This window comes from Halobacterium jilantaiense (assembly GCF_900110535.1).
Classification (GTDB): domain Archaea; phylum Halobacteriota; class Halobacteria; order Halobacteriales; family Halobacteriaceae; genus Halobacterium; species Halobacterium jilantaiense.
Map to the genome: position 1 here is coordinate 1952528 of NZ_FOJA01000001.1, position 12417 is coordinate 1964944.

Genomic DNA, 12417 nt, shown 5'->3' on the forward strand with positions numbered 1-12417 from the left:
TCAGCCTGGCATCGGTGGCATCGGCAGCGGCAGGTGCGGGACCGGGTACCCGAGCGCGGTCGCGCCCTTCGCCAGCGGGACGGTGCCCGCGACGACGAACGCGACGCCGAGCGCGCGGTGGACGCGCCGGCGGGTCGTCGCGCTCACCGCGTCCACGGCGGTGCCGTACGCGAACAGCGTCGGGAACGTCCCGAGACCGAGCGCGCCCAGCGCCAGCCCGCCCTCCACTGGCGACCCGGTCGCGAGCGCGTACACGTAGCCCGGGTACAGTAGCGGACACGGCATGACGCCGTGGGCCGCGCCGAGCACGACGATGCCGGGGCCGGTCGCCCAGTCGTCGGCCCGCGACGCGACCTGTTCGGTGAGGACGCCGAACGCTCGCCCGAGCCCGGGGACCGCGCCCGCGGCGACCCGCGACTGGCCGCCCGCGGCGTAGCCGACGCCCGCCGCAACGATGACGACGCCAGCGACGACGCCCGCGACGCCCCGGACGAGGTGGCTCGCTTCGAGGACGCCGCCGGCGTCGACGAGGACGGCACCCACCGCGCCCATCAGCGCGCCGCCGACGGCGTAGCTGACGGTGCGACCCGCGTTGAAGAGCGCGTGCTGGCGGAGCGCGCGCGTCGACGGGCCGCGCGCGTCGTCGCCGATGCGGTCGGCGTACATCGTCACGAGCGGGCCGCACATGCCGAGACAGTGCGCGCCCCCGAGGAGACCGACCACGAAGAACGCGACGACGCCGGCGTCGGACGCGCTCGCGGCTGCTGTGGTGACGCCGGACGCTGCGAGCGACACGCCTGATGTGACCATCGCGCGACTAGTGCGCGACGGCGTGCTCGTCGCCCTCCGCCTCCGAGAACATGTAGTAGAGGCAGCCGGCGATGATGAGGACGTTCCCGAGCGCGATGGCTGCGATGGCCTTCTGTCCGTTGGCGTACAGCGCGACCGGCACCAGCGCCAGCAGCGGCATGATGGTCGCGACGACCTGTGGACGCACGTTCATACCCGGCGGTTGGCCGGTTTCCGCCTAAACCTTTTGACGGATTCCTACAGGCTTGGAATCAGCGAGGATAGCTATAGGACATCTCGAAAACACGGAGGTGTGAACGGCTACGGGCCCCGCTCCGGCACACCGGCGGGCCCGTACCGGCTTCACTCGCAGTGCCGCCTTCGGGCGGCAACGAGACCGAAGTGAGGTGTACACGATGACCAGATTGGACACGAACACACTATCGCGCCGCGGTGTCCTCCGCGCCGCTGCCGGGTCCGCGACCGCGGTCGCGGCCGGCGCGGCGGCGACCGGCACGGCCGCGGCCCAGGACTACGGCGGCTGGTTCACCGGCGACGCCAAGGGTGGCGGCGTCGGCAACTACGACGGGACGACTGTCGACCAGACGGGACAGGACGAAGTGACTGTGGAGGTCGGCGTGGACGCGAACGGCGGGTCGTTCGGGTTCGGGCCGGCAGCCGTCCGCGTTTCACCCGGGACGACGGTGACGTTCGAGTGGGTGTCGAACACCCACAACGTCATCGTCGAGGACCAGCCGGAGGGAGCGGACTGGGGCGGCGAGGAGGAGATCAACAACGAGGGCTACTCGTTCTCGCACACGTTCGAGACCGAGGGCACCTACACGTACTACTGCAAGCCCCACCTCACGGCGGGGATGAAAGGCGCAATCGTCGTCGGCGGTGGCGGCGGTGGCGGCAGCGACGCGCCGACCGTCGAGGCCGACTACGGTAACTGGTTCACCGGTGACGCCGACGGTGGCGCGACCGGCAACTTCGACGGGTCGACCGTCGACCAGACGGGACAGGACGAGGTCACCGTCGAGGTCGGCGCGAACGCGAACGGCGGGTCATTCGGGTTCGGGCCGGCAGCCGTCCGCGTTTCACCCGGGACGACGGTGACATTCGAGTGGGTGTCGAACACGCACAACGTCGTCGTCCAGAGCCAGCCCGAGGGGGCGGACTGGAGCGGCGAGGAGGAGATCAACAACGAGGGCTACTCGTTCTCGCACACGTTCGAGACGCCGGGCGTCTACACGTACTACTGCAAGCCCCACCTCACGGCGGGGATGAAAGGCGCAATCGTCGTCGGCGCGGCACCCGGCGGCAGCGGCGGCGGGGACGACGGCGGCACGGGTCAGCGCGCGATTCCCGGCAGTACGCTCTGGACGTCCGTGTTCGCCGGCGGCGTCCTGCTCGCGATGCTCGCGCCCATCCTCTCGAACTACTACCGGAACCGCCCGCCGGCCGGCGACTCCCACTCCGGGGACGCCGGCGGCGAGACAATGGACGAAATCCCCGAGGCCGACGAGTTCGAGCCGGAGACCGAGATCGGGCACGACGACTACGACCCGGTCGGCACGCTCTCGCTCGTCGCCATCTACTTCCTCATCCTGGTCGGGATGTGGGCGCTCACGTACTTCGTCGAGTTCCTCGGGAACGGACCGACCATCGTGGGGTGACCAAGCATGCGGATACACAGATTCGAGAAACTCTGGCTCGCCGCGGCGTTCGTACTCATCGCCGCGTTCATCGCCACCATCGTCTACGGCTCGCTCGGCGCGGGCGTCGCGATGGTCGGAGACGAAGGCGGAACGGTCGACCCGGGCGACCCGACCGCCTCGGACAACTTCCGGGAGCCCGGCGTCTACCAGACCGGTGACGGCGAGTACGCGGTCTACGTCGAAGCCCGGCAGTTCGCGTTCGCGCCCGGCACGAACGAGCCGATTCGCGTGCCCGCCGACGCGGAAGTGACGTTCCACGTGACGAGCGGTGACGTGACACACGGCTTCGAGCTCGTCGGCACGAACGTGAACACGATGGTGATTCCCGGGCAGGTCGCCGAACTCACAGTCGAGTTCGACGAAGCCCGCACGCACCACATCGTCTGCCACGAGTACTGCGGCTCCGCCCACCACGCGATGGAGGGCACCGTCGAGGTCGTCCCGCAGGACGAGTTCGCATCGCAGGACGTTCCGGAGGTGAGTGACTAATGGCGTTCGTCGACAAGTTCCCCGAGGAAGCGAAGCTCGTCAGATACCACTTCGGCGTCGGGTTCGTCGCGCTCGCGCTCGGCGGCCTGTTCGGCCTCGTGCAGGCGCTGTACCGGACCGGCTACTTCCGTGACGCGCTCCCGATCGACGCCTCACAGTACTACACGGTGCTGACGGGCCACGGCGTCCTGCTCGCGCTCGTGTTCACGACGTTCCTCATCTGTGGGTTCTTCGTGTGGGCGGTCACGCGCAGCCTCGACCGTCCGCTCGCCCACCAGCGGGTCGCCTGGGCGGGCTTCCTGTCGATGCTCGTCGGCACGGCGCTGGCCGCGCTCACCATCCTGAACGGCTTCGCGCCCGAACTGCCGTTCGGGTCCGCGGACGTCCTCTACACGTTCTACGCGCCCCTGCAGGCCCACCCGGCGTTCTACGTCGGCGCGGCGCTGCTCGTCGTCGGGTCGTGGGTCGTCGGCGCGGAGTACTTCCTCACGTACCGGCAGTGGCGCGCCGACAATCCCGACGAACGCATCCCCCTGCAGACGTTCATGGTGCTGGCGACGTTCGTGATGTGGTACCTCTCCTCGCTCGGCGTCGCCGTCGAGGTGGTCGCGTTCCTCATCCCGTGGTCGCTGGGCTGGATCAGCCAGGTCGACCCGCTGCTGACGCGGACGCTGTTCTGGTACTTCGGCCACCCGGTCGTGTACTTCTGGCTGCTGCCCGCCTACCTCGCGTGGTACACAATCCTCCCGAAGCTCGCGGGCGGCAAACTGTTCAGCGACCCGCTGGCCCGCATCGTCTTCGTGCTGTTCGTGCTGCTGTCGACGCCGGTCGGCTTCCACCACCAGTACACCGACCCCGGCGTCGCTGAAGGGTTCAAGTTCATCGCGATGACGAACACCTTCATGCTGCTGTTGCCGTCGCTGCTGACCGCGTTCACCGTCGTGGCGTCGCTCGAACACGGCGCGCGGCAGCGCGGCGGCACGGGCTACTTCGGCTGGCTGCGCGCGCTCCCGTGGGGGAACCCCGCGTTCTCCGCGATGGCGCTGGCCGGCCTCGTGTTCGCCGCCGGTGGGTTCTCCGGCATGATCAACGCCGGGATGAACATCAATTACCTCATTCACAACACCATCTGGGTGCCCGGTCACTTCCACCTCACCGTCGGCACCGCGTTCGCGCTGACGATGATGGGTGTGTCCTACTGGCTCGTCCCCCAGATTACGGGCAAACAGCTCCAGCACAAGACCATCGCCGCCGTCCAGCCGTTCGTCTGGGTCATCGGCATGACCCTGATGTCGAATGCGATGCACCGCGGCGGCCTCGCCGGCCTGCCGCGCCGCACCGCGAAGCCGCTGTTCCGCGGCGAGGGCGCAGCGCCGTTCGACCCCGTGGTGGGCAGCATCTCCGAGATGCAGCTCCAGATTGCGGTCGGCGGCACGCTGCTGTTCGTCGCGCTCGCGATGTTCCTCGTCGTGATGACGGGGACGTGGCTGTCGCGGTCGGGCGTCGGCCAGCTCTCGGTCAACGGCACGATTCCCGCGCCGCTGTCCGGGCCGGCCGACAGCCCCCGCATCCTCGACAACCTCAAGGTCTGGACCGCCATCGCCGTCGTGCTGGTCATCATCGCGTACGGCCTCCCGCTGTACAGCATGCTGGCCGACGGCATCCTCGGTCCCGGTAGCGGCGGCTTCCCGGTGTAACGCCCACTAATCACCCGCTCGCGTTCGCTCCGCGCAGCAACTGACACACTCCCCACGCTCATGCCCGACTCAGACGCCGACGAGACGACCGCGACCGCCGCCAGCGACGACGACAGCGACGTGACGCGTCGCTGGCTGATTCGCGCGGTCGTCGGGCTCGGGCTCGGCATCCCGGTCGTCGTCGAGGGCGCGACGCTCGTCGGCCTCGTGGAGTCGTGGCTGTTCGGCGACGGCGAGGGCGACGACGCGGCGGCGTCGACGACCACGGCATCCGAGCCGGCGACGGTCGTCGGCGACGACCTGCTGCCGACGACCGACCGCGCCGAGACGCTCGCGGACGCGACCGTCTACGCCCGGGACGACGGCTGGCGGTTCGAACTCGCCGTCGACGTCGAGAACTCCGGCGACCGGCCGTACGAACTCCGACTGGGCACCGTCACGACGCAGGACGGCGCGCGCGTCGACGGCGACGCGGCGACCGACCGGCTCGCCGTCGGCGAGTCCGCGACGCTGTCGGCGAGCTACGACCTGCCGGACGGCGAGACGCCCGCGACGATGGCCGTCGTCGGCGTCGAGTACGTGGACGGCGGCGGCGAGCGGTTCTTCCAGCAGACCGTCCGATTCGGCAACATCCCCGTACGGGGGTAGGCGACCTGTCGGCGGTCCCGTAGCTCTCTGTCGTCACGCTGCCTGTCGCCGCCCCGCTCGCCACCCTTCCGCGAACAGCGCTGCGACCAGCGCGACGGCGACGGCGGCGGCCGCGGCCGCCGCGAACGTCAGCGCGTAGCGACCGTCGGGGAGCGCGCGAACCGCGACGCCGTAGCTCTGCAGCCCCAGAAACGCGAGCAGTACCCCGAGCACGACCCGCTGGAGGGTTCGGAGAGCCGACTCGAGCGTCGACACTGCGGACATACGTCCAGTGCGGCCGGCGATAATAAAGAATGCCCGTAGCGCTCGCAGGCGCTGCGAAGTCTCAGCGAGCCGGCGGCGAGCCGGCCTTACAGCTCCTCGATTTCGAGGGCGACCGTGGTGCCCTCGACATCCCACTCCTCGCGGTAGCCGTCCTCGACCTCGCCGAGGTCTCGGGCGCGAGTCTCCTCCTTGACGAGGTCCTCGTGGCGCGCGACGAGTTCGCCGACGCGCTCGTCGAACACGAGCACGTCCAGCCGAATCTCGGCGTCCATCTCGAGGTCCATGTCCTTGCGCATCTCCTGAACGCGGCGCACGACCTCGCGGGCGTACCCCTCGCTCTCCACGTCCTCGTTCAGTTCGGTGTCGACGTACACCGTCCCGGACTCGAAGTCCGCGCCGGCGACGTGCTCGGGGGTCTCCTCGACGAACTCGACCATCTCGTCGGTGAGTTCGACGTCCATTCCGAGGTCCTCGGAGACCTGGTCGGCGAGCGCGTCGAGGTCCGTGTCGGTGACGTGGGCGTCGTTGAGCGCGTTCATCACCGCGCCGGCGTCGTCGCCGAACGCGGGGCCGAGTTCGCTCATGTCGGCGCGGGCGCTGTACGCGAGTTCGCCCCAGGACTCGCCGGGGTCGACGACCTCGACACTGCGGGTGTTGAGGCGGTCGGCGAGCAGGTCGCCGTGGGCGTCGAGTGCGTCGACGACCGCGTCGTCGTCGGCGTCGACGACGATTCGCGTGACCGGCCACCGGAGCTTCCGGCCGGCCTGCTGGCGGGCGTGGCTGCCCGCCTCCTCGGCGGCGCGCAGCACGGCGACGTGGGCCTCCAGTCCGGGCTGCCGCAGGGACTCCTCGACCTCGGGCCAGTCACACATGTGGACGGTGTCGTGGCCGGTGTCGCCCGTGAGGTGGGCGTACAGCTCCTCCGTGACGAAGGGCGCGAACGGCGCGAGCAGCGCGGTGACTTCGAGGAGGACGCGCTGCATCGTGGCGTAGGCCGCCGTCTTGGACGCCGATTCGCCGTCCTCCCACATGCGCTCGCGGACGACCTGCACGTAGTACCGGGAGAGGTCCTCGACGACGAACTCGAGGACCGCGTCGAGCGCGCGGTGCTGCTCGTAGTCCTCCCAGTGCTCGGTGGCGTCGGCCTTCACGGACTGGAGCGTGGACAGCAGCCACTCGTCGACAGCCTCCAGGTCGACGTCCTCGACGGCGACGCCGCTGCCCTCGCCGCCGAAGGCCTCGGGGACGTTCGCGTCGAAGTCGTCGAGGGCCATGTACGGCCGCGGGAACCGGAAGACGTTCCAGAGGATGTTCAGGTCGGCCTGCATGTTCCCGGTCTCGTCCCAGGAGAAGCTCATGTCCTCGCCCTGCGGCGTGACCGACAGCAGGAACAGCCGCATCGGGTCCGCGCCGTACTCGTCGATGACCTCGTGGGGCTCGATGGTGATGCCCTTCGACTTCGACATGCCGCGGCCGTCGGGCATGTTCGCGTAGCCGTGCATCAGGACCTCCCGGTACGGCACCTCGCCGAGCGCCGCGGTCCCCATCCCGAGCTGGCTCCAGAACCAGCCGCGGGTCTGGTCGTGGGCCTCCATGATGAGGTCGGCCGGCCACAGCTCCTCGAAGTCGTCCTCCTGCTCGGGGTAGTTCAGGGTGCCCCAGGACGCCACGGAGGAGTCCAGCCAGACGTCGAAGACGTCCGGCACGCGCGTGTACTCGGTGCCGTCGACGGTGATGGTGATGTCGTCGACGGTCGGCTTGTGGATGTCGACGGACTCGGGGTCGACGTCCTGGTCGGCGAGCTCCGCGAGCTCCTCGCGGGTGCCGACCACCAGCACGTCCTCGACGTCGCCGCTCCAGTCCTCGGGCGTCCAGATGGGGACGGGGATGCCCCAGTAGCGCTGCCGGCTGACGTTCCAGTCCGGCGCGTTCTCCACGAAGTCCCGGAAGCGGTTGTCCCGCGCCCACTGCGGGTGCCACTCGGACTCGTCCATGTTCGACAGCAGCTCGTCTTTGACGTCCGTGATGGTGATGAACCACTGGTCGGTGACAATCTGGACGATGCCGGTATCACACCGCCAGCAGTGCCCGTAGCTGTGGTCGACGGTCTCGCTGGCGAGCAGCGCGCCGTGCCCCTCCAGGTCCGAGATGATGCCGTCGTTCGCGTCCCGGACGAACTCGCCCTCGTACTCGCCGGCCTCCTCGGTGTAGACGCCGTCGCCGCCGACCGGGCAGAACACGGGCAGCCCGAGTTCCTCGCCGCGCTCGAAGTCCTCCTCGCCGTGCCCGGGCGCGGAGTGCACGAGGCCGGTGCGGTCGGCCTCCACCCAGTCGCCGTGGTAGACCTCGTGGGTGCCGTCGGCGTCCGTCGGGTTCGCGGGCACCTCCTCGGTCAGCGGCGGCGTGTACGACCAGCCGACGAGGTCCGAGCCGGTGAGGTCGGCCTCGACCTCGTAGTCGTCGTAGCGGCCCGCCGACAGCACGCCGTCGACGCACTCGCTGGCGACGTACAGGACCTCTTCCTCGCCGTCCTCCGTGGTGGCGCGGACCTGCTGGTAGTCGCCGTCCTCGTCGACCGCGACGAACTCGTTCGCGGGAATCGTCCACGGGGTCGTCGTCCAGACGACGAGACTGCCCTCGCGGTCGTCGAGGTCGAACTTGACGTAGATGGACGGGTCGCTGACGTCCTCGTACTCGACCTCGTTGTTCGCGATGGCGGTCTCACAGCGCGGACACTGGCTGATGGAGCGCTTCCCGCGCTCCACGAGCCCGTTGTCGTGGACCTCGCTGAACGCCCACCACGCCGCCTCCATGTACGACGGGTCGACGGTCTTGTAGGGGTTGTCCCAGTCCATCCAGACGCCGAAGCTCTGGAAGTCCGACTGGAGGCCGTCGAGGTTGTCGTCGGCGAACCGCTTGCACTCCTCGATGAAGGCGTCCTCGCCGAACTCCTGGATGTCCTTCTTGGACTCGAAGCCGAGTTCCTCCTCGACTTTCGTCTCGATGGGGAGCCCGTGCATGTCGTAGCCCGGGCGGTCCGTGACGTCGTAGCCCTGCATCCGGAGGTAGCGGATGTAGGCGTCTTTGAGCGTCTTGTTCCACGTCGTCCCCATGTGGGCCGCGCCGCTCGTGTACGGCGGGCCGTCGACGAAGAAGAAGTCCTCGCCGTCGGCCCGGTGCTCGACCGTCTGCTCGTAGGCGTCGACGTCGTCCCAGTACGAGAACACCCGGTCCTCGACGTCCTCGGGGTCGTACTGGTCGGGCACGTCGCCGAATCCACTCATACGGGTACCGTCCCGCTCACACCTCAAAGGATAATCGGTTGTACAGCCGGCGACCGGGCTACGCTAGCCGTCCGGCGAGCGCGTCGGTGAACACCTTCACGCCCATCGCCACCGCTGCCGCGCCCATCACGGCCAGCCACACGCCCCAGACGAGGTCGCCGCCGCCGCCGAGCGACGAGTAGCTCTGCAGCTCGGCGAACAGGCCGCCGCCGACGAGCGTCGCGCCGACGACCGCCAGCAGCGGCGTCAGTAGGGCGTCGAACAGTTCCGGCAGGGATTCGAGCATACACCCCGTCAGTCTCCTCTCCGTTGTAGGCTTTGCGTTCGCCACGGTCTCGACACAGAAGATTTACGACGAGGCACGGGCCACCGCCGGTATGGCACGCGCCGCGAACCTCGACTACCCAGACCTCGCGAAGTACGGGACGCTCGCCAGCCTCGCGCTCCTCCTCGTCGGTGCCGCCGGCACGACCCTCGGGTCCGGCCGGCTGCCGGGCTGGGAGCTGACGGTGCTGCTCGACCTCGAAATCATCGGCGTCCTCGGCATCGTCGTCTGTCCGTTCCTCTTCGGTATCGCGCTCCCACTCGTCGAGTGAGATGCCCTGCGGCTCCGCTGCCGCGCTCATGATGCTCCTGGTCGGCGTCTCCGTCGCCGCGACCGGCGTCTACGTCAGGCTCCGTGCGGACCCGTCGCTGCTCGCGAACTACACCGGAGCCACCGACCCCGAGTACGCAGCAGAACACGGCGGGAACGCCGCCGCAGCCACCGGCCTCGTGGTCGCCGTCTACGGCGCTGCCGACCTCGTCTGGTCGCTCCCGGCGTGGACCGTCGCCGCCGTCGTCGGCGCTGGCACCGTCGGCGCGTTCTGGGCGGCGGTCAGGGCGCAGGGCGTGTGACGCCGACAGGACTAACTCGCGGTCCACCGTCTCCCCGTCCATGCCCGAGGACGCCTTCGAGGCGCTCGCGGACGCCGACGTGCGCAACGACGCGACGTTCACGCTCGACGCCGAACACGCCACGCCCGTGTTCGGCCGGCAGGAGGACCCGCCCAGTGCCCCCGCTGCGACCGACGTCGACCCCGGCGAGACCGTCGACGTGCTCGGCACCTCCCACCTGCTCGCGCAGTTCGGTGCCGTCGCCCGCGAGGCGCTCCGCGGCCACCTCCCCGAGGGGTACGGAGCCGTCGAACGCGGAGCCTCCATCTCCCACCTCGCTCCGGTCGGCGTCGACGGCGACGTGACGGTGTCTGCGACGCTCGTTCGCGTCAGCCGACCGGACGTCCGGTTCGCCGTCCGCGCCGAGCGCGAGTCCGACGGTGCGGCGGTCGCCACCGGTGACCTGACCTTCCGCGTCGTCGACCGCGACCGCTTCCGGGGCTCGGTCCCCGAGTAGGCTTAAGGGCGCGCCGTGCGTCCCCTTACCCATGAGCGAGGACTGCATCTTCTGCCAGATTGTCGACGGCGAGATTCCCGGCCGCGTCGTCTACGAGGACGACGACGTGCTCGCGTTCCTCGACGCGAACCCGATGGCACCCGGCCACACGCTCGTCGTTCCGAAAGCCCACCACGAGACGCTCGGCGACCTCCCGGAGGCCGACGGTAGCGCCGTGTTCGCGGCGCTCCACCGGCTCGCCCCGCTCGTCGAGGACGCCGTCGACGCCGACGCCAGCACCGTCGCGTTCAACAACGGCGAGGCCGCCGGCCAGGAGATTCCCCACGTCCACGGTCACGTCATCCCGCGCTTCGAGGGCGACGGCGGCGGCCCCATCCACGTCGTCGCGGGCAGCCGCCCCGACCTCTCCGACGACGAGCTCGACGCCATCGCCGAGGACGTCGCGAACCGAGTGGAGTGACCGAGTCGGCGGCGGCTCGCTCGGGTGAGCGCGCGTGGCCGTAGACCCCGTACTCGCCGCTTACGTCGCCGCGTTCTCGCTCGCGGCGGCGGGCTGCTTCGTCAGCCTCTGGCGCGTCGACCGCATCGACAGCGCGGACACCCGCCGCGGGCTCGCCGCGCTGCTCGTCACCAGCGGCATCTGGGCGGCCGCCGGCGTCGGCTTCCTGCTCGCGCCGACTGCCGAGTGGGCCCACGCCTTCCACATCGCGGGCCTCGTCGCCGGGTTCAGCACGCCCGGTGCCTGGCTGTACTTCTGTTCGGCGTACACCGGCCGCACGTTCCACCAGGACCCGCGGTACCGGCGGTTCGCGCTCGCCGTCTTCGTCATCGTCGTCGCCGTGAAAGTCACGAACCCCGTCCACGGCGTCTACTTCACGATGGTCGCCGAACCCACGCCGTTCCCTCACCTCGCCGTCCAGAGCGGGGCGCTGCACTGGGTCATCGCGGGCGTCGCGTACGCGGTTTCCGCCGTCGGCTACTTCATGCTGCTCGAACTGTTCGACCAGACCAGCCTCGACACCCGGCCGCTCGTCGTGCTGGCGTCGCTCACCGCGCTCCCCGTCGCCGCCACCGTCGCCGGCGCTCGCGTGCCGTGGCTCGTCGACATGTCCTACGAGCCGCTCGGGGTCGCGACGTTCGCGGTCGGCGCGCTCTCGCTGTTCACGGGGACCTTCGAGCGCGTCCGCGTCACCGGCCAAATCGACAACCCGGTGGTGTTCGTCAGCGGCGAGGGCGACCTCCGGGACTTCAACGACGCGGCCCGCCAGCTGTTCCCCGAACTCGACGGCGCGACCGGCCGGCCGTTCGCCGACGTGCTGCCCGGGGTCGCAGACGCCGTCGCGGACGAGGGGACCGTGCTGGAGCGCGAGGTCGACGGGGAGACGCGGTCGCTGCTCGTGAGCGCCAACCAGTTCGCGGTCGGCCGCACCGAAATCGGCCGGCTGCTGCTGTTCTCGGACGTCACGGAGAGCGAGCGCCACCGCCGCGAACTCGAACGCCAGAACGAACGGCTCGAACAGTTCGCGAGCGTCGTCAGCCACGACCTCCGGAACCCACTGAACGTCGCGCAGGGCCGCCTCGACATCGCGCGGGACGGCCGCGAGGGCGACGGGAACCTCGCCACGGTCGCCGGCGCACTCGACCGCATGGAGGCGCTCGTCGACGACCTGCTCGCGCTCGCGCGCCAGGGCGAAGTCATCGGCGACACCGAGCCCTGTGACCTGCGCGCCGTCTCCGAGGCGGCGTGGGAGAACGTCGACACCGATAGCGCCACCCTCCGGGTCGCCGGTGACCGGACGCTCGCCGCCGACCGCACCCGCCTCGTCCAGCTGTTCGAGAACGTCTTCCGGAATGCAGTCGAACACGTGGGCCCGGACGTGACCGTCACCGTCGGTGCGACCGGGGACGGCTTCTTCGTGGCGGACGACGGTCCCGGCATCCCCGACGGCGAGCGCGCCGAGGTCTTCGAGCCCGGCGTGACGACGACCGACACCGGCACGGGGTTCGGGCTCGCTATCGTCGCGAGCATCGCCAGCGCACACGACTGGTCGATTCGCGCCACGGACGGCGAGGACGGCGGCGCGCGCTTCGAAGTCAGCGGCGTCGAGCCGGCCGAACACCACGACTGAAAC

Annotated in this window: 14 protein-coding genes; 9 read left to right on the forward strand and 5 right to left on the reverse strand. The window is 70.0% G+C overall.

Annotated elements, in window-relative coordinates:
* Together BMW35_RS10000 and BMW35_RS10005 are read right to left on the reverse strand one after the other, a co-directional pair.
* The gene (locus BMW35_RS10000) at nucleotides 1–810 is read right to left on the reverse strand and encodes a sulfite exporter TauE/SafE family protein (protein ID WP_089669300.1); all 810 of its coding nucleotides are present in this window, start codon (nucleotides 808–810) and stop codon (nucleotides 1–3) included.
* 7 nt (nucleotides 811–817) lie between these two features.
* Nucleotides 818–1003, reverse strand: a complete 186-nt coding sequence (locus BMW35_RS10005) for a DUF8131 family protein (RefSeq protein ID WP_089669301.1) — start codon at nucleotides 1001–1003, stop codon at nucleotides 818–820.
* A gap of 202 nt (nucleotides 1004–1205) precedes the next feature.
* Here BMW35_RS10005 and BMW35_RS10010 point away from each other — a divergent pair, with 202 nt between their 5' ends.
* Genes BMW35_RS10010 through BMW35_RS10025 form a run of 4 tightly spaced genes read left to right on the forward strand, consistent with a single transcriptional unit; the run spans nucleotide 1206 to nucleotide 5344 of the window.
* Nucleotides 1206–2468, forward strand: a complete 1263-nt coding sequence (locus BMW35_RS10010) for a halocyanin domain-containing protein (RefSeq protein ID WP_089670405.1) — start codon at nucleotides 1206–1208, stop codon at nucleotides 2466–2468.
* A 6-nt stretch (nucleotides 2469–2474) separates the two neighbouring features.
* The gene (locus BMW35_RS10015; RefSeq protein ID WP_089669302.1) at nucleotides 2475–2999 is read left to right on the forward strand and encodes a cytochrome c oxidase subunit II; all 525 of its coding nucleotides are present in this window, start codon (nucleotides 2475–2477) and stop codon (nucleotides 2997–2999) included.
* Nucleotides 2999–4696 (forward strand): b(o/a)3-type cytochrome-c oxidase subunit 1, encoded by a 1698-nt coding sequence (locus tag BMW35_RS10020; protein WP_089669303.1) that lies wholly within the window; start codon nucleotides 2999–3001, stop codon nucleotides 4694–4696. Before BMW35_RS10015 ends, BMW35_RS10020 begins: the two co-directional genes overlap by 1 nt.
* A 60-nt stretch (nucleotides 4697–4756) precedes the next feature.
* On the forward strand, nucleotides 4757–5344 hold the full coding sequence (locus BMW35_RS10025) for a hypothetical protein (protein WP_089669304.1): 588 nt from the start codon (nucleotides 4757–4759) through the stop codon (nucleotides 5342–5344).
* A gap of 33 nt (nucleotides 5345–5377) precedes the next feature.
* Here BMW35_RS10025 and BMW35_RS10030 read toward each other — a convergent pair whose 3' ends face one another.
* The 3 genes from BMW35_RS10030 to BMW35_RS10040 all read right to left on the reverse strand — a co-directional run bounded on the left by BMW35_RS10030 (nucleotide 5378) and on the right by BMW35_RS10040 (nucleotide 9178).
* On the reverse strand, nucleotides 5378–5599 hold the full coding sequence (locus tag BMW35_RS10030; protein ID WP_143052183.1) for a hypothetical protein: 222 nt from the start codon (nucleotides 5597–5599) through the stop codon (nucleotides 5378–5380).
* A gap of 95 nt (nucleotides 5600–5694) precedes the next feature.
* Entirely contained in the window at nucleotides 5695–8892 is a 3198-nt protein-coding gene (gene ileS / locus BMW35_RS10035) for an isoleucine--tRNA ligase (protein ID WP_089669306.1), read from the reverse strand.
* Between the two features lie 58 nt (nucleotides 8893–8950).
* On the reverse strand, nucleotides 8951–9178 hold the full coding sequence (locus tag BMW35_RS10040) for a DUF8151 family protein (RefSeq protein WP_089669307.1): 228 nt from the start codon (nucleotides 9176–9178) through the stop codon (nucleotides 8951–8953).
* A 91-nt stretch (nucleotides 9179–9269) separates the two neighbouring features.
* Between BMW35_RS10040 and BMW35_RS10045 the strand changes: the two genes are divergently transcribed.
* From BMW35_RS10045 to BMW35_RS10065, 5 genes are read left to right on the forward strand one after another with little or no spacing between them, the layout of a single operon-like run.
* A complete protein-coding gene (locus BMW35_RS10045; protein WP_089669308.1) occupies nucleotides 9270–9488 on the forward strand; it encodes a DUF7860 family protein in 219 nt (72 codons plus the stop codon).
* 1 nt (nucleotide 9489) lies between these two features.
* Nucleotides 9490–9789 carry a hypothetical protein gene (locus BMW35_RS10050; RefSeq protein WP_089669309.1) on the forward strand — a complete coding sequence of 100 codons (300 nt, stop codon included), beginning with the start codon at nucleotides 9490–9492 and terminating at the stop codon, nucleotides 9787–9789.
* 40 nt (nucleotides 9790–9829) lie between these two features.
* Nucleotides 9830–10285, forward strand: coding sequence for a thioesterase family protein (locus tag BMW35_RS10055; protein WP_089669310.1), 456 nt, complete (start codon nucleotides 9830–9832; stop codon nucleotides 10283–10285).
* 31 nt (nucleotides 10286–10316) lie between these two features.
* Nucleotides 10317–10745 carry an HIT family protein gene (locus tag BMW35_RS10060; RefSeq protein ID WP_089669311.1) on the forward strand — a complete coding sequence of 143 codons (429 nt, stop codon included), beginning with the start codon at nucleotides 10317–10319 and terminating at the stop codon, nucleotides 10743–10745.
* Nucleotides 10746–10779: 34 nt separating this feature from the next.
* Nucleotides 10780–12414, forward strand: coding sequence for a sensor histidine kinase (locus BMW35_RS10065; protein WP_089669312.1), 1635 nt, complete (start codon nucleotides 10780–10782; stop codon nucleotides 12412–12414).
* The last annotated feature ends 3 nt before the right edge of the window (nucleotides 12415–12417 follow it).